This window comes from Yeosuana aromativorans, assembly GCF_014646655.1.
In the GTDB taxonomy this organism is placed as follows: Bacteria; Bacteroidota; Bacteroidia; order Flavobacteriales; family Flavobacteriaceae; genus Yeosuana; species Yeosuana aromativorans.
The window spans coordinates 111910-129455 of record NZ_BMNR01000008.1; the positions used below are offsets into that span (position 1 = coordinate 111910).

14 protein-coding genes are annotated in these 17546 nt (G+C 35.6%); 7 read left to right on the plus strand and 7 right to left on the minus strand.

The features are described 5' to 3' along the window. Positions 1–2 precede the first annotated feature (2 nt). Together IEW94_RS15235 and IEW94_RS15240 are read right to left on the minus strand one after the other, a co-directional pair. Complete coding sequence (locus IEW94_RS15235) at positions 3–686, minus strand: SDR family NAD(P)-dependent oxidoreductase (RefSeq protein WP_188654650.1); 684 nt, start codon at positions 684–686, stop codon at positions 3–5. Continuing rightward, complete coding sequence (locus IEW94_RS15240; protein ID WP_188654652.1) at positions 679–1629, minus strand: M28 family peptidase; 951 nt, start codon at positions 1627–1629, stop codon at positions 679–681. The genes IEW94_RS15235 and IEW94_RS15240 overlap by 8 nt, the downstream gene beginning before the upstream one ends. Before the next feature lie 140 nt (positions 1630–1769). Between IEW94_RS15240 and IEW94_RS15245 the strand changes: the two genes are divergently transcribed. The 4 genes from IEW94_RS15245 to IEW94_RS15260 all read left to right on the plus strand — a co-directional run bounded on the left by IEW94_RS15245 (position 1770) and on the right by IEW94_RS15260 (position 4095). Further along, entirely contained in the window at positions 1770–2876 is a 1107-nt protein-coding gene (locus IEW94_RS15245) for a nickel-binding protein (protein WP_188654654.1), read from the plus strand. A gap of 109 nt (positions 2877–2985) precedes the next feature. Further along, positions 2986–3360, plus strand: a complete 375-nt coding sequence (locus tag IEW94_RS15250; RefSeq protein WP_188654656.1) for a group I truncated hemoglobin — start codon at positions 2986–2988, stop codon at positions 3358–3360. Between the two features lie 29 nt (positions 3361–3389). Further along, positions 3390–3662: a DUF4242 domain-containing protein gene (locus IEW94_RS15255; RefSeq protein WP_188654658.1), complete on the plus strand. Its 273-nt coding sequence runs from the start codon at positions 3390–3392 to the stop codon at positions 3660–3662. A 37-nt stretch (positions 3663–3699) separates the two neighbouring features. Further along, entirely contained in the window at positions 3700–4095 is a 396-nt protein-coding gene (locus IEW94_RS15260) for a DUF4242 domain-containing protein (protein ID WP_229669544.1), read from the plus strand. An 80-nt stretch (positions 4096–4175) separates the two neighbouring features. On the opposite strand, the gene IEW94_RS15265 is transcribed toward IEW94_RS15260, so the two are convergent. From IEW94_RS15265 to porU, 5 genes are all read right to left on the minus strand, one after another. Continuing rightward, complete coding sequence (locus IEW94_RS15265; RefSeq protein WP_188654659.1) at positions 4176–5792, minus strand: pyruvate dehydrogenase complex dihydrolipoamide acetyltransferase; 1617 nt, start codon at positions 5790–5792, stop codon at positions 4176–4178. 3 nt (positions 5793–5795) lie between these two features. Continuing rightward, positions 5796–6794, minus strand: a complete 999-nt coding sequence (pdhA, locus tag IEW94_RS15270; RefSeq protein ID WP_188654661.1) for a pyruvate dehydrogenase (acetyl-transferring) E1 component subunit alpha — start codon at positions 6792–6794, stop codon at positions 5796–5798. Between the two features lie 198 nt (positions 6795–6992). Continuing rightward, entirely contained in the window at positions 6993–7475 is a 483-nt protein-coding gene (cdd, locus tag IEW94_RS15275; RefSeq protein WP_188654663.1) for a cytidine deaminase, read from the minus strand. Positions 7476–7574: 99 nt separating this feature from the next. Then, entirely contained in the window at positions 7575–8822 is a 1248-nt protein-coding gene (gene porV, locus IEW94_RS15280) for a type IX secretion system outer membrane channel protein PorV (RefSeq protein ID WP_188654666.1), read from the minus strand. 34 nt (positions 8823–8856) lie between these two features. Next, complete coding sequence (porU, locus tag IEW94_RS15285) at positions 8857–12741, minus strand: type IX secretion system sortase PorU (protein ID WP_188654668.1); 3885 nt, start codon at positions 12739–12741, stop codon at positions 8857–8859. A 261-nt stretch (positions 12742–13002) separates the two neighbouring features. Here porU and gldJ point away from each other — a divergent pair, with 261 nt between their 5' ends. From gldJ to IEW94_RS15300, 3 genes are all read left to right on the plus strand, one after another. Next, positions 13003–14700, plus strand: a complete 1698-nt coding sequence (gene gldJ / locus IEW94_RS15290; RefSeq protein WP_188654670.1) for a gliding motility lipoprotein GldJ — start codon at positions 13003–13005, stop codon at positions 14698–14700. Positions 14701–14794: 94 nt separating this feature from the next. After that, positions 14795–16078, plus strand: coding sequence for a UDP-N-acetylmuramoyl-tripeptide--D-alanyl-D-alanine ligase (locus tag IEW94_RS15295; RefSeq protein WP_188654672.1), 1284 nt, complete (start codon positions 14795–14797; stop codon positions 16076–16078). Positions 16079–16397: 319 nt separating this feature from the next. Beyond that, entirely contained in the window at positions 16398–17546 is a 1149-nt protein-coding gene (locus tag IEW94_RS15300; protein ID WP_229669545.1) for a COG1470 family protein, read from the plus strand.

Here is a 17546-nt window from a genome sequence, read left to right on the forward strand (position 1 = left end):
AATCAAGGCGTAGAATTAGATACCTGCAACAATTTACCATTATAGTATTGGTGTCCTTTTAATGAAAAATCAAAAATATAGTTTGCCATTTCCAATGCCGTGGTTGGTGCTTGATAGCCCGGAAAGGCTTCTTGCAGCATCTCGGTCTGCACAGCTCCAAGGGCCAATACATTAAAACTTGGGCCGGTTTCTTTGTACTCTTCTGCCAACAATTCTGTTAATGTTATCACTGCACCTTTACTGGAACTGTAGGCCGACAATCCCGGAAATTTCATACTTCCCTGAACACCGCCCATAGAGCTAATGGTCACTACATGACTTTCTTTTTTCATAAATGGCAAAACAATTCTGGTCATTTCAGCCACTCCAAACACATTGGTTTTATAGACATTTTGAAAATCATTCATTGTTGTTTCTGAAAAAGGCTTGTTCAACAAAGCTCCTGCATTGTTTATCAAAACATCTACTTGCTTCCAATGGTTTTTAATAAAATCTTCAAGCTTCAAATAATCGTTGCCATTGTTCAAATCAAAAGGAAATGTTCTGACATTTGATAATTTAAGAGCATTGACCGGTTTGTCATTCCGCGAAAGCGCTAACACTTTGTGGCCTGCTTTGGCAAATAACTGTACCAATTCAAACCCAATGCCTCTACTGGTTCCTGTAATAATTACATGTTTACTCATTGTTCATTTGTATTTCCTTGGTTTGGGTATTGCTCATTTTTTCAATGGCTGGAACCAGTTTGTTTATAAGGTCTGCCATAAATTCATAATCCATTTGATTGGCTTCATCCTTGACATGGTGGTAGTAATTATAGTTGGTAAAATCAAATGTAGATATGGTTTGACAAGGTTTATTGAATTCCTTATAAAAAGAATAGTTATCTGAACGATAAAACAATTGATACTCTTCAGCCTTGGGCAATAATCCTACCAAGTTTAAATTGGTATACTCATTGATTTTACTAGCCATATTTGACAAATCAAACCCAGTTATGTATGCTTGATAATCTTTGTCTACCATTGGAACACCTATCATTTCAAATTCAATCATGGTATACAAATTCAGTCCTTCAGATTTTAACTTTTTAGCTAAATGCTTAGAACCCAATAAGCCCATTTCTTCACCAGAAAACAAAGCAAACATGATGCTTCTTTTATTGTTCTTTTTTAAAGCAAAATAATCTGCCATGACCATAACGGCACATGTTCCAGAGGCATCGTCATTAGCACCATTGGCAATGGAATCATTCTCAACTTTTTTACCAAAACCAATGTGGTCGTAATGCGCCCCAAGTATAACAACTTCATCTTTTAAAACGGGATCATTTCCTTCTATAAAACCAATTATATTGTAACCCGTAACTTCTTTCACCCTAAAGCTATCTCTATAAGTTTTAAAATAGGGTTTGATGTGATTCTTTTTAAATCGGTCTTCAATGTAGTGGGCTGCCTTTTCAATTCCTGGTGTTCCAGTATTGCGCCCCTGTAACTCATCTGATGCCAAATAAGTCAAATCCTTCTTTATAGAATCACTTGTTATTTTTAAATCCTTTGTACCTGATTGACCCAAAGGCTTACAGCTAAAAACAAGAACTAAACTCAAATAGAACACTAATTTCCTCATCTCAATTTTTTAAAGTTTAAAGATAAAAAAATCCTATACCAACACACTATTTTAAACGCATTTAACAGACTACTTAAAACAATTTTAATCTATTGTAAAATATATTATAAATCACTAACTTTCCTGAAAACCAACCAGCTATGCCAATATACATGGATCGTCATAATGTTTCAGATGCTGTGACTGCAGAAATTATTGCACAAATCCATCAAGAAGATTTGAAAATTGAGCATAATTATGGCTGTAGAGGCATGACCTATTGGTTTGATGAAGAACGAAAAACCGCCTTTTGTTTGATTGAAGCGCCAAACGAAAAAGCCATTAAGGATATGCACAAGGCAGCACATGGTGACGTACCCCATAGAATTATAGAAGTAGACAAAACGATTGTAGAATCGTTTTTAGGTCGTATTGAAGACCCTGAAAAGTCTCAGGACACTGACTTAAATATTATAAATGACCCTGCTTTTAGGCTTTTAATGGTTATTGAAACCAGTAATTATTTAGATAGGCTTGAAGCTAATCAATATACCATCTTCACACAAAAGTTCCACAATAATGTATCAAAGCGTTTACAGCAGTTTAACGGTAACATTGTAAAAAAGGATAACAATAATTATTTGGTCTCGTTTAAATCGGTGACTGATGCCGTATTGTGTGCGCAAAAAATCCAGTTTCAATTTAAATATGTTACTCCAAAATTTGATCCTTCAAGTCGCAAGTTAAAAATAGCGTTAAGTTCTGGAACACCTGTGACCAATAAAGACAATCTTTTTGAAGATGCCATTACTTTGGCAAGCCATATGTGCGATGTCATTCAAGACCCCTTTGCTATTACATCTGAGGTAAATGCGCTTTACGAAAGTGAAAATAGGCACGCCACTATTGACAAAGAATTGGTACGAGTGTTATCTGTATCTGATGAAAAATTTCTAATCCATTTAATGGATTATACTGAAAAGGTATGGAACAATCCTGATTTTAATGTGAGTGATTTTAGCAAAGCTTTAGGTTATAGCAAATCACAGTTGAACCGAAAATTAAAAAAACTCACAGGCCAATCTCCCAATGCGTTCATAAAAGAATTCAGATTACATAAAGCATTGCAATTATTGCGCAAACAGCATGGAAATATCTCGGAAATAGCTTATGAAACGGGTTTCAATAGCGCTACTTATTTCTCAAAATGTTTTTTGGATAAATATCACATCTTACCTTCAAAGTATATTCAGCAGCATATAATTTAAACGCTTTATCCAATCAAAATGATTCAAAATTGCGCTTTTTTGAATTGAATTTAGGGATCACTTCGTATTTAGATTGATACATTTGAGTTCAACCAAAAAATAAATAACAATGAGTACATCCCTTTTTGAAAGACTAGGTGGTGCAAAGGGTATCTCAATGATTGTTGATGATACCGTAGAAAACCACATGAACAATCCAAACATTAACGCCAGATTTCTTCCTTACAAGGATTTACCTGAACAAATGGATTTGGTAAAAAAACACACTGTAGATTTTTTTAGTGCCGGTAGTGGCGGTCCTGTTGTTTACTCAGGAAGAGATATGGTAACCACACACAAAGGCATGAATATTAGTCATGCTGAATACATGCATACCATAGATGACATTTTTATGGCCTTAGATAAAAATGCCATTGATGAGGACACTAAAAAGGATGTTCTATACATTTTATGGTCACTAAAAACCATGATTATTGCACAATAAACCAATTTTAACTTAATTTTTTTTTAACCATGCCAAAATACGTCATAGAAAGAGACATTCCCGGGGCAGGAAAATTATCCCAGGAACAATTAAAAGGAATTTCGCAAACTTCTTGCAAAGTGTTGCAAAACCTTGGCCCAGAAATCAATTGGGTTCATAGCTATGTTACCCAAGATAAGATTTACTGTGTATACATAGCTCCCAATAAAGAGATGATTATGGAACACGCCAAGCAAGGTGGGTTCCCTGCTAATTCTGTTAACGAGGTATCAACAATCATAGACCCAACAACTTCAGAATAATCAATAAAAACCATAGTTTAATTTAAATCAACCAATTATGAAAACTTTAAAATCATTATTAATCTTAGCAATTGCTATTTCGAGTTTTAGCGTGTTAGGACAAGAAAAATCAGCCAGTAGTCTTTTAACAGACGAATTGAAAACAAAAGATGAAAACATGTATGTTATTGAACGAGTAATTCCGGGAGCGGGAAATTTATCTGCTGAAGAATTACAGGCCATTTCTCAAACTTCCTGTGGGGTTTTAGACCAAATGGGCTCCGATAACATTAAATGGTTACATAGTTATGTCACTGGAGATAAAATTTATTGTGTGTATATGGCAAAAAGTGAGGATTTGGTAAGAGAACACGCCCAAAAAGGTGGTTTTCCAGCAAATTCTGTAGCCGCTGTAAAAACAATCATAGATCCTACTACTGCCAATAACAAATAAGCATGCAATATGCTTTCACACAGATAAAAAACCTGCTTCAAATAAAGAAGCAGGTTTTTTTATTTAATATGCGATTATTATTATACCAACATGGTAACAGGATTTTCAATATATCCTTTTAAGGTTTGAAGGAATTGTGCTCCAGTAGCACCATCCACTGTTCTATGGTCACATGCCAAACACAATTTCATGGTGTTACCCACAACAATTTTTCCGTTTTTAACCACTGGCTTTTGAACAATGTTACCTACTGATAAGATAGCCGAATTAGGCTGATTGATGATAGATGTAAAACTTTCAATACCAAACATACCTAAATTGGAAACCGTAAAGGTACTGCCTTCCATTTCTTGTGGCGTTAACTTTTTGTTTCTGGCGCGTCCTGCAAAATCTTTAACAGCAGCCCCAATTTGTGGTAAACTTTGCTCATTGGCAAACTTAACCACAGGCACCACCAAGCCATCTTCAACAGCTACTGCAACACCTATATGAACATGATTGTTCAAACGCATTTTATCAGCAAACCATTGTGAGTTCACCTGCGGATGTTGTTTTAATGCCAAGGCACAGGCCTTAACAACCATATCATTATATGAGATTTTTGTATCTGGAATCGTGTTGAATTGCTCACGGAACGCAATGGCATTATCCATATCAAATTCCACATTTAAATAATAATGCGGAGCCGTGAATTTAGATTCTGACAAACGTTTGGCAATCACTTTGCGCATTTGTGAGTTTGGTTTCTCATCAAAGTCTTCTTGACCAGATGGCACAAACTTACCACTAGCAGCAACTGAAGAGGTGGCGGCAGCAGGTGTGAAGTTTTCTACATCACGTTTTACAATTCTTCCGTTTTCTCCTGTACCTTTTACTTGCTGTAAATCAATACCTTTTTCTTCGGCCATTTTTTTAGCCAACGGCGATACAAATAATCTTCCATTAGAAGCTGTTTGTACTGGTTGTGAAGCAACAGGTTTTTCGGCTTGTTTTGGAGCTTCTTTCTTGGGCGCTTCTTCAACTTTAGCTGGTTCTTGTTCTTTTGAAGAACTTGAATCGGCTTTAAAATTTTTGGCAATATTGGAAACATCTGTTCCTTCAGGCCCAATAATGGCTAAAAGCGAATCTATTTTTGCTGACTCACCTTCGTTAATACCTATATGTAAAAGCGTTCCTGATTGAAATGACTCAAACTCCATAGTGGCTTTATCAGTTTCAATCTCAGCTAAGATATCACCTTCACTTACTTTGTCCCCAACTTTTTTAACCCATGTGGCAACCGTACCTTCTTCCATAGTATCACTCAAACGTGGCATGGTAACTACAGTTACACCTTCTGGAATATCAACATCATTTGAAATTTCAGAAGCAGGTTCTTCCTTGGTTGTTTGTGCTGGTTTTTTATCTTCAGCTTTTGGTGCTTCAGGTGTAGAATTTAACAAATCTGAAATATCTTCTCCTTCTTCTCCAATAATGGCCAATAAAGAATCCACTTTGGTTGTTTCTCCTTCTTGTACCCCAATATGAAGTAAGGTTCCTTCATGAAATGATTCAAACTCCATTGTGGCTTTATCGGTTTCAATTTCTGCTAAAATATCACCTTCTTTTACTTTGTCTCCAACTTTTTTCAACCAAGTAGCAACCGTACCTTCTTCCATGGTATCGCTTAAACGAGGCATGTTTATAATTTCTGCCATAGCTTATAATTTATGTTGTAAAAATGGATAATTCTCTTGCTCATAGACCACATCATACATGACGTTTTTATCAGGAAATGGTGATTCTTCTGCAAATTTTTCACATTCTGCAACTAAATCCTTTACGCGCTTATCGATAACTTTTAAGTCATCTTCTGTTGCGTATTTTTTATCTAATATAATTTTTTTGACTTGTGTAATAGGGTCTATCTTTTTGTATTCCTCAACCTCATCCTTTGTTCTGTAATGTTGCGCATCACTCATGGAATGTCCTCTGTAACGATATGTCTTTAGTTCTAAAAACGTTGGGCCGTCACCTCTACGAGCTCTTTGAATGGCTTCATCAAAAGCTTCGGCAACTTTTACAGGGTTCATACCATCTACAGGTCCACATGGCATTTCATAACCTTTACCTAGTTTCCAAATATCTGTGTGATTAGCTGTTCTAGCAACCGATGTTCCCATAGCATAACCATTATTTTCACAAACAAAAACAACAGGCAATTTCCATAACATGGCCAAATTAAAGGTTTCATGTAAAGACCCTTGGCGAGCAGCGCCATCACCAAAACAACATAAGGTTACCGCATCACTTCCATGATACTTATCCCCAAAAGCCATACCTGCCCCTAAAGGAATTTGGCCTCCCACTATACCATGACCACCATAAAAACGGTGCTCTTTGGAAAAGATATGCATAGAACCTCCCAAACCTTGAGATGTTCCTGTTGCTTTTCCGTATAGTTCTGCCATTACGCGTCTTGGATCCACGCCCATTCCTATTGGCTGTACGTGGTTTCTATAGGCCGTAATCATTTTATCTTTTGTCAAATCCATGGCATGCAAGGCGCCTGCCAATACGGCTTCTTGGCCATTGTACAGGTGCAGAAACCCTCTTACTTTTTGTTGGATATAAACCGCTGCTAGTTTGTCTTCAAACTTTCTCCAAAATAGCATGTCTTCATACCATTTAAGGTATGTGTCTTTAGTGATTTTTTGCATCGACTAATATTGTTTTAATTAAGCGAGCCACAAAAGTAATACATTGTAGGCTATTGCAAAAACCTAAATTAATTAAAGTGTGGAAAAATATCAAAAAAAAGCTATTAAGAAATTACGCTGTTTATTTCATACTTTTTTTTAACAAATTGTGGCTTTTTAAAAATGTAAGCTAATAAAAATATCAAATTCCAAAAGAAACTACAACATGGTTTTATCAAAAACCAGTGGTAATAAATTTGCCAATGAACCTGATTTTGCAATTTTACCAGTTTCGCCCATAAAATAAATCTCAATGGGTGTGTGTTGCTTTATTTCATACTCAGCAATAGCTTGTCTACAAGAGCCACATGGTGGAACTGGTGTTGTTGTTTGATTGTTTTTTGAACCTGCCGTAATAGCCATTTTAAGTATGGTTGCGTTTGGGTATTGAGAGCTCGCATAAAAAATAGCGGTTCGTTCAGCACACAACCCAGCGGGATAGGAAGCGTTTTCTTGATTATTACCAGTAATGATTTTATTGTTATCCAATAACAAAGCCGCCCCTACATAAAATTCTGAATACGGTGCATAGGCCTGTTTTCTGGCTTCTATGGCTTTTTCCATTAACATGGCCACATCTGATGGCAATTCGTCTAAACTATCATATAAGTATAGCGTAGATTCTATTTTTATTTCCTTCATATAGTATTTCCTTCCATAAAGTTAAGAAACTATTTTATACAAAAAAACTATTGCCCTAAGTATATAGGACAATAGTTTTTCTTTAAATTTCATTATGTATTAATATTCGTTATACTCGCCAGCGCCAATATTAAAGGTCAATGAAAAACGCAAGGTGTTTTCCAAAGGACTTTGGATTTTAGAGGCTGAAAACAGATAGGATAAATCTATGTTAATAACGTTATATTTAAAACCAGCTCCCAAAGCCAAAAATTTTCTGGCTCCCTTTATTTCACTTTCATTGAAGTAACCCATTCTAAAGGCAAACGAATCTTCATACGTATATTCTGCACCCAAAGCCCAGGTAAATTCTTTTAACTCTTCACTAAATCCGCCCGGAGCATCACCAAATGACTGAAAAACCCCTGACAAGAAGTCAACATTTGGGTCTTGACCTTTATATATGACCCCATTGGTGTCTGAAATTTGATTTCCCAGGTCGTCAACACCTTCATCATATTTGTTATTACCGTTGTTATCTGTATATTCATATTCGGTTCCATAAATTGGTGGTGTTGGCACCAATAGTTTAGCAACTTCAGCTGTAACGGCCAATTTATTATAATTATCAAAAATAAAATCAAACCCAGCTCCTAATCTTAAATTGGTAGGTTGGAAATTTTCTTGACCACCTTCAGTATATTTAAACTTTGGTCCTAAATTTTGAATGGCAAAACCTAGTCTCCATCGCCCATTAAAATCACTGTAAGCCTCTTCTTCTGTTTGATAATATCCTGAAATATCAACTCCAAATGTACTAGCTGGTGTAGCATCTGGATCAACTGGTGAAAGCTTTAAATCTGATCGCAAATACCGCATGGCTACCGACATGGCAAATTGATCTGACAATCTTAGCGCATAAGAAGCATCCAAAGTCAGTTCATTTGGTCTTTCAATTAATGCTTGTGAAAATTCATCTTGAACAAATTCAATATCACCTAAGGAGAAATACTTAAAACTAACCGCAAAAGCACTACGCTCATCCAAACGATTAAAATAAGTCAGGTTTCCTAAAAAGATATCATTTACCAGTTTGCTTAGATACGGTGTGTAACTTACCCCTAAACCTGATTTGGCTTCTGAAAACACATATTTTGAAGAGTTCCATTGTTGAGAGAAAGCATCGACAGACGTAGCGACGCCCATGTCACCCATGGCTGCAGCTCTGGCATCTGGAGCAATTAATGTAAACGGCATCCCCGTAGTTATTACCCTACTATCATTAGGATTTGGAATAATTGTTGTTGTTTGGGCGTTTGTTTTTACAACCAGGAATAAGATTGCAAGGATTAATAATTTGGTCTTCATTTAGTCAATTTAGTTTAACAAATATAATTTTTTATTATAGTATAACAAGTTTCTCTATTTTTTCCACAGATTTATTGAGCAGATTGGAATGTACCGTCAATTTATATATGTAAACCCCTTTTCCAATCTTATCTCCAAAATCATCCCGTCCGTCCCAGATAATATCCCTAGAAAGCGAACTGTTGGTGATACCACCTCCAGAGGTTTGTCCATTTAAGGTTCTAACCAACTTTCCAGAGACTGTAAATATCTGTATAGAAACGTCTAAAGGGTCTGAACTATTGTGGTTAAACCAAAATTCTGTATAATTTACAAAGGGATTGGGATAATTTAAAACATTGTTTATCACTAATTCCTGGTCTTTATCATATACAACAAACTGAATTTCAGCAGTTGATGAATTATTGTAAACATCCCAAGCTTTTAGGGTCAATGTGTGAAGGCCAGGAGCTAAATCCCTAAACGGGAAGGTCACCACGCCTTTTTGATAATTATCCAACTCCGTTTGGTAGTAATCATTTAATATGTATGGATTGGTTTCGTCACCATCAATAATTGCCACAATATCATGACCGATGCCACTTGCAGTATTAATTCCATTGGCGTCTTCCAATTTTACCAACAGTGTTGGCGATTCATTGGTTATGCCTCCAGATACAAAATTTTCATCATTCATATATAATGAAATAACGGGTCCAACATCGTCTGTTTCTGCATTTTCATTAACGCCACCAATCTTTACAGTATTAAGGCTCGCCCCTGTTTGATCTTCAAGAGCATCCCCTTTTTCAGCATAAAAACTCACTTTACCAAATCCTACAGGAATACCAATATCCTTGGGCACCACAAATTCAAATTCAAAAGCCCCATTTGTGACAGAGGCCTGTCCTCTAAAAATAATTTCCCCTAGTGTTGTAAAATCTAATTTTATTAGCTGACCATTAGAATCCCTAGTACCATCGTTTGCCAATGTTTGCCTCTCTATTTGCTTATCATAAATTGTTGTTGACAGTGCTCCGTTATAATTACTTAACACATTTCCATTGATATCTGTGACTTCTCCAGCCAATTTTATATGACTGAGTGCCTTTAAGGTATCTGTAGCTTGCCCTATGGGAACATCATTAATTTTTGTCAACCTAATATTGGATTTTGGAAATGCCAATTTCATAGCTGGATCTCCTATAAAAAACACCAAACGCCTCTGACTGATACCAGAAATTGCAGGGTCAGTTTTTGCAAGTCTTAACGCTTCTGCCATAGAAGGATACTCGTAATCTTGATAATTGTCATTTGGATTATATGAAAACAAATACTGTCCTAATATATTATTGAAGGAAATGCCCGTTGTGACAAAAATTTGCCGGGTTGTGGTTATTAAACCAATGGCACCAGCTTGTTTGTTCCAATAGGTAAATTCCCCTGCGGTTTGCCTTAATGGATTATCAAATCTTGTAAATTCACAGGTAACCGTTACAAAACAATTGAGCCTGTTGAAATTTCTGAAGTTTTGAATATTGGGCTTTAACAAAATACGTTCACTTGCCAATCCATCTTCACCTCCATGTCCAAAATAATTGATTACCAAGGTTCCTTTATCAATAGCATTGGCAATTGCTTCTGTAACTTGAGGATATTTGTTTCCACCAGCAGAGGACTCTTGCTTATAGGCATCAGAATGAATTTTAATGACATTCATGAACGGCTTGGATTGCGTTACGAGATTACCCACATTATCTGTAGTTTGTTCTAAAATACCTTCCCAATCACGATCTACATCATCAGAAACCACAACAAAATTGTTTCGCCAACTACCATAAGACTCCTTGGTGTAATAAGATGCTATCTTATCAACCAATTCCTTGGCGCGTTGCGGTGTGTCTGCTAAAATCCGTCCAACTGCAATATCCAACTTATCACTGTTGGCCATGGCTCCCTCATTAGTATCCATCATACCATAAAAATCATCAGACACAAAAGAATTGGTCAAACTAAAACTATTATAGGCATGCCATGACGGCACTATATTGGTATTATTTTGAATTCTGTCTTTATAATCAAACGAACCATCTCCAAAGAGGCAGACATATTTTATTCTTTTTTCAGGAGTACTGGCATTATCATAAACATATTTAATCAAATTACGAATAGCGCCAACATCTTGGTTACCGGTACTAAACTCGTTGTAAATTTCATTTAATCCAACAACCTTGACATTCAAGTCATATTGGTTTCTATCAATTTGCGCCAATCGTTCAGCTTCATTCAACATATTGTTTGGTGCCACAATGATATAATCCACATCTTGAAATTGTCCTTGATCATTTAAAAAAATAGTTCCTTTTATATTTTGATTGTCAACAGAAGTGTTAGAATCTTTTTTTGGCTCATAATAATCTGATGATGTCATAGCCACATAGTCTCGCAACGTTCCAAGTTGAGCCGTAAAACTAAAATTTGCCTGACTATCTGCATTGACCGCATTTGTAACATTATAGATATCTGTAACATCCCAAACTTCAGATAACTTTGAAGCATTGGTGATAATATACTCACCAATACCCGAACTTAAGGCAGCATCATTATTTTTAAATTGAAATTGATTGCCCAGAAAATTCAAGGCTTTAGTTCCTTCTACAGAAATATAATCCAAATAGCCTAAAGCACTCGGGTTTCCTAAATTATCAAAATTAAGATTTACGTCGATTTTTGATGAACTGACATTGACATCTCCAACAAAAGAAGCACCATTTGCCATAATGGGTTCTGTAGCACCAGCCATTGACAAATTACTTACAGCATTGCCATTTACAGAAACCTGCATAGCACTTTGACTAGAAGAAGCCACAGCAACATAAACTTTTAAACTGACAGGCTGCGTTGTTACCAACCCGGGAAAATCAAATGAAAACGTTTTATTGTTTTCAATATCAAATCGATCACCAAACCAACGCCTACCCTCTGAAGCAATGTTGTATTCATCAACCTCATGAAACTTGTAATCTTGGTAGGTATTAAAGACCTTATCAACCGTTCCTGTTGGCTGCAAAAACGGCTGAATACGTTTGCCCAATCCTGAACTCACATTGATAAAATAATAGGTCTTATCAGTGTAACAATTAATATTGGTATTGCTTTCAGGTTGATATCCTTTGGGGCCTTTGGCATAAAATAGTATGTAATCTTCATTATTAAAAACCCCATCATCTTCTCCAACAACCTTTATAGCATTTTCCTGAATATCTATTGGATATGGCTCACTATTGGAATACGGTATCATACCACCACCATTTCCGTATAGTTTAATTGTTCTGGGATCCAGACTGTTGACATTGACTCCCAATTGTTGCAAGAAACCTTTGGATAATTTAAATACTCCAGTAGTATCCACATAAAAACGATACCACTCTCCTGAGCTCAAAACCGAATTTGTTACACCTAACAATTTACTTGCTTTTCCTAGCGCAGCTCTGCTGCTTGATGATACTATTGTGTAATTTAAAGTAAATGAAGTGATTTTTTTAAAACCTCCATTATCATCCTTAATGATGGGCGATACTTGAAACAATGCAAAATGCTCATTTCTTGAAATGGAGTTCTTTAAACTGAAGCTTAACTTACTTGGTATGTTATCGGTTTTTAAATCCTTTAACTCATTTTTTGCAATAGTAGCGTATGTAACATTACTTACTGCTGCATTAGCCTCATCAACAAAACCACTAATTTTCCATTGGTCAATAAATTGTAGACCATCAAGAAGATCATAGCTAAAATTATCTTTATTAAAAGCAGGAACGGTTATGTTATAACTTCCCGTTGACATGGTTTGGGAACCTTCCCAAATAATGTCATATCTTTTTTGTTGTGAAAAGACTAAAAACGTGATAAAAAAAGTAAAAAGTAAAAATCTCTCTTTCATTGCTAGATTAACGTCATTAATGCCCTGTTATTATTAAAAAAACAACAATTTTAAAAACCGTTTCAAAAATACAATAATATTTTACCAAAATAAGCGTTATCACAACACAAAACAACATCAAAAAACATCAAAAACATCGTTGTAATGTTAAAAAAATAGGGTGAAATGCATATTTTTTTGATGAAAATGTGAAAAATCGCTTGCAGTATTCGGTTTAATTCTTATATTGCAGCACCAAAACGAATTAGCTTACTTAAACCTATGGATATGAAAAAAGTAGTAGCATTCAAGACTTTGTTAGTCCTGACGTTATCTTTAGCCACAATAAGTTGTAAAAAATCAACGAGTTCTAAGAACAGTTCTAGAGCTACAGGGTGGCAAATAAATGACCGAGAAGGTGGTTTCCAATACAACACCGACTTTAAAGAACAGGAAACGGCTCCTGGATTGGTTTTTATAGAAGGAGGAACATTCACTAAAGGCCGTGTTCAAGATGATGTCATGCATGATTGGAACAATACACCAACGCAGCAACATGTTCAATCGTTCTATATGGACGAAACTGAAGTTACCAATATGATGTATCTTGAATACCTTGATTGGATTAAACGTGTTTATCCACCTACAGACGAAAATTTTAGAGCTATCTATAACGGAGCCTTACCAGATACCTTGGTTTGGAGAAACCGTTTAGGTTATAATGAAGTTATGACCGAAAACTATTTACGTCATCCAGGTTATGCAGAATATCCTGTAGTTGGTGTTAGTTGGATTCAAGCAGTTGAATTTGCAAACTGGAGGTCAGACCGTGTTAATGAGCTTAATTTAGAAAAAGCTGGCTACTTAGAAAGAGGCGCCAGAATAACCGAGGTTACTGCTGATTCCAATTTCAATACAGATACTTACATAAGTGCCCCTACATTAACATATGGTGGTAATGAAGAAATCATTAATCCAGATGGCAGAGGCAGAAGAAATGTTCAAGTGGATGCAGATGGCAATGAAACCAATCTCTATGCAACCCGTGAAACTGGCATCATTTCGCCAAAATATAGACTCCCAACTGAAACAGAATGGGAATATGCGGCGTTAGGTTTATCAGAAATCCGTAGTTACAACTTATATCGCGGTCGTAAAAAATACCCATGGGACGGACAATATACTCGTTCTGGAAAACGAAAAACCCGCGGTGATCAATTAGCTAACTTTAAACAAGGTGAAGGTGATTACGGTGGAATTGCCGGTTGGTCTGACGATGGAGCCGATATTACAAACAAGGTTAAATCGTACGCCCCAAATGACTATGGCCTTTATGATATGGCCGGAAATGTTGCCGAATGGGTAGCTGACGTATACAGACCAATCATTGATGATGAGTTTAACGATTTCAACTACTACCGAGGCAATGTGTACACCAAAAACGCCATTAATGATGACGGTACTGTTAAAATTGTAACACCAGAGGATATTGTTTATGACACTTTATCAAACGGAAAATTGATTGCAAGAAACTTACCTGGTGAAATATTGCAAGTACCAGTAGATGAAAACGAAACCTATCTGAGAACAAATTTTGATAGGAGTAATGAAATCAACTTTAGAGATGGTGACAGACGTTCATCACGTAAATTTGATATGGGTTTCAATGATGAAGAAACTAATGGAACTAAAAAAGAATCTGAAACCAGTGAAATGTATAATTCACCAAAAAACATTGTCACACGGGATTCTTTAGGTAACCTTATAAGAGAATACGACAAGAGCAACAATAGAACATCTTTGATAAACGATAAAGTAAGAGTTTACAAAGGAGGCTCATGGAAAGACAGAGAATATTGGTTAGACCCAGCTCAAAGACGTTATTTCCCACAAGATATGGCAACAGACTATATAGGTTTTAGATGTGCCATGTCTAGAGTAGGTTCAAAATCCAAATTAAAGAACAAAACCAAAGGTTAATCTTTAAATAATAAATTCAAAAAAGTCTTAGCTTCCGTTAAGACTTTTTTTTTACTTTTAATTTCAGAAAGCACCTTTTAAAAAGCCTTAGTAAATGAAAATAGACAAACTCCATTCCCTTTTTTTAACATGTCAAGGCGCATCAACCGATACACGTAAAATCATAAAGGGTGATATGTTTTTTGCCTTGAAAGGCGACTCTTTTGATGGGAACACTTTTGCGCAACAAGCTTTAGACCATGGTGCCAAATATGTTATTATTGATGATAATAATTATGCACATTTGCCACAAACCATTTTGGTTGACGACGTTTTAAAAACTCTTCAAGAACTGGCTACATTTCACAGATTATATTTGAAAACCCCAATTATAGCATTAACCGGTAGCAACGGAAAAACAACCACCAAAGAACTCATCAACGCTGCCCTATCTCAAAAATACAATACAACGGCAACCGTTGGCAATTTAAATAACCATATCGGGGTTCCTTTAACGTTACTTTCAATAACATCAGATACCGAAATTGGTATTGTTGAAATGGGTGCCAATCACCAAAAAGAAATTGAGTTTTTAAGTAACTTAGCCCTTCCTGACTATGGTTTAATAACCAATTTTGGCAAAGCACATTTAGAAGGATTTGGTGGTGTTGAAGGTGTTATTAAAGGAAAATCAGAGCTTTATTCTCATTTAATAACTAATGATAAACTTATTTTTATCAATAAACTTGACCCAATCCAGGTTGATAAAACAAAACAAGCTAAAACCTACTCCTTCGGCAATAAAGATTCAAATTGTGATGTACAAATTGATTTCATTGAGGCCCAACCCAATGTGTCTGTTTTATACCATAAACTGACTTTAAAAAGCCAATTGATTGGTGAATATAATTTCACAAATATTGCTGCAGCTATTGCCATTGCCGACTACTTTAAAGTTGATAATACTTTAATTAAAAAAGCGATTGAGAACTATATTCCGTCAAACAATCGGTCTCAAGTTTTAGAAAAACACACAAACAAAATTGTATTGGATGCTTATAATGCCAACCCAACCAGTATGAAAGCCGCTTTATTGAATTTTGAAAAGCTTCACGATAAAATAAAAGTGGCGTTTTTGGGTGATATGTTTGAACTGGGCCATGACGCCGAAAAAGAACACCAAAGTATTGTTGACTTGGCTTCCACCTTGCTTTTAGACAAAGTTATTCTTATTGGCGAAAATTTTTATAAGACCAAAATTGTTTCTCCAAAAGTATTGGTGTTTAAATCCTTTGAGGATTTTAAAACACAATTTAACGTGTCCGACATTTCAAATACTACCCTTTTAATCAAAGGATCCCGTGGCATGGCCATGGAACGCATACTGGATTTACTTTAATAAAACAAAAGAGTCTTCATCAATAAAAATCATCCAAAATCTTACGATTAGAATTTTGATTTCTTAATCTATTGTTAAAGCAAAAGAAATATTCATATTTCAGCATTACGCTTATTTCAAACCCAATAAGGTATTTATAAATTGAAAATCAATAACTTAATACGTCGTAAGAAAGATTTCCATTCAACAATTACTCAGTAGAGTTAAAACATGATTTTTTAATTTTTTTTTATGATTTGAATATTGATTTTTTAAATAGTTTAGTTCGTCATTTTTTTAAATGTACTTGTGTAGCTATTAACCTTTATCAATATAAATCATGTTAGTATATACAAAAAACCTTCCAAAATTATTGTTTAGCTTTTTAGTCTTTACATGTCTGTTCTCAAATGAAACAAATGCACAAAGTGTTTCATTGTACACACCTTTAACAAAAATTATAGTTCCTCCGGGACAAGCCATCAACTATTCCATTGATGTTATCAACAACACCAGTTCCATCAAAACATCCAACATTAAATTAGTTGGTTTACCTAAAGATTGGAACTACGAACTTAAATCTGGTGGTTGGAATGTAGAACAAGTTGCTACAATGCCAAGAGATAAAGAAAAATTATCCCTAAAAGTTGATGTGCCTTTAAAAATAGACAAAGGCACCTATCATTTTAGGGTTTTAGCCGAAGGTTACAGTTCGCTTCCTCTGACTGTCATCGTTTCAAAACAAGGAAGCTACCTAACCGAATTCACTTCCAATCAATCTAATATTGAGGGAGCTTCAAATACCACGTTCACCTACAATGCCAATCTAAGAAATGGAACGGCTCAAAGTCAGGTATATGCGTTAAAAGCCCTTCAACCTACAGGCTGGAATGTTGTTTTTAAAGCCAATGGAAAACAAGTATCTTCTGTAAATATTGATGCCAATCAAACGCAACGCATTACAATAGAAGTAGATCCATCAGATTACACCGAATCGGGAACTTATAGAATTCCCATTTTAGCAAATGCAGAAAATATTAATGCCCGTTTAGAACTTGAAACGGTTATAACTGGCACCTATAATATCGCCTTATCAACGCCCACAGGGTTATTGAGCACTGATGTCACCTCTGGCGAACATAAGAAATTAAAGTTATTGGTTAAGAATACAGGATCAACACCCTTAAACAACATCAAGCTTAAAGCGTTAACTCCTACCAATTGGAATGTTGATTTCAAGCCCAAGGACGTCAGTCATTTAGATGCTGGAAAAACTGAAGAAGTTGAGGCCACCATTAATGTTGATGGTAAAGCCCTATCTGGCGATTATGAGACTGATCTTGAAGTAAGAGCCCTGGAGGCATCAACCAAAGAAAAATTCAGAATTACAGTTCATGCATCCGTACTTTCTGGCTGGTTGGGTATTTTGATTATTTTAATGGCGCTGAGCAGTGTTTATTACCTAGTGCGTAAATATGGAAGACGGTAA

Excerpts from the sequence above, each read along its gene's own strand:
- IEW94_RS15235 (WP_188654650.1), bottom strand. The coding sequence starts at position 686 with ATGAGTAAACATGTAATTATTACAGGAACCAGTAGAGGCATTGGGTTT.
- IEW94_RS15240 (WP_188654652.1), bottom strand. The coding sequence starts at position 1,629 with ATGAGGAAATTAGTGTTCTATTTGAGTTTAGTTCTTGTTTTTAGCTGT.
- IEW94_RS15245 (WP_188654654.1), top strand. The coding sequence starts at position 1,770 with ATGCCAATATACATGGATCGTCATAATGTTTCAGATGCTGTGACTGCA.
- IEW94_RS15250 (WP_188654656.1), top strand. The coding sequence starts at position 2,986 with ATGAGTACATCCCTTTTTGAAAGACTAGGTGGTGCAAAGGGTATCTCA.
- IEW94_RS15255 (WP_188654658.1), top strand. The coding sequence starts at position 3,390 with ATGCCAAAATACGTCATAGAAAGAGACATTCCCGGGGCAGGAAAATTA.
- IEW94_RS15260 (WP_229669544.1), top strand. The coding sequence starts at position 3,700 with ATGAAAACTTTAAAATCATTATTAATCTTAGCAATTGCTATTTCGAGT.
- IEW94_RS15265 (WP_188654659.1), bottom strand. The coding sequence starts at position 5,792 with ATGGCAGAAATTATAAACATGCCTCGTTTAAGCGATACCATGGAAGAA.
- pdhA (WP_188654661.1), bottom strand. The coding sequence starts at position 6,794 with ATGCAAAAAATCACTAAAGACACATACCTTAAATGGTATGAAGACATG.
- cdd (WP_188654663.1), bottom strand. The coding sequence starts at position 7,475 with ATGAAGGAAATAAAAATAGAATCTACGCTATACTTATATGATAGTTTA.
- porV (WP_188654666.1), bottom strand. The coding sequence starts at position 8,822 with ATGAAGACCAAATTATTAATCCTTGCAATCTTATTCCTGGTTGTAAAA.
- porU (WP_188654668.1), bottom strand. The coding sequence starts at position 12,741 with ATGAAAGAGAGATTTTTACTTTTTACTTTTTTTATCACGTTTTTAGTC.
- gldJ (WP_188654670.1), top strand. The coding sequence starts at position 13,003 with ATGGATATGAAAAAAGTAGTAGCATTCAAGACTTTGTTAGTCCTGACG.
- IEW94_RS15295 (WP_188654672.1), top strand. The coding sequence starts at position 14,795 with ATGAAAATAGACAAACTCCATTCCCTTTTTTTAACATGTCAAGGCGCA.
- IEW94_RS15300 (WP_229669545.1), top strand. The coding sequence starts at position 16,398 with ATGTTAGTATATACAAAAAACCTTCCAAAATTATTGTTTAGCTTTTTA.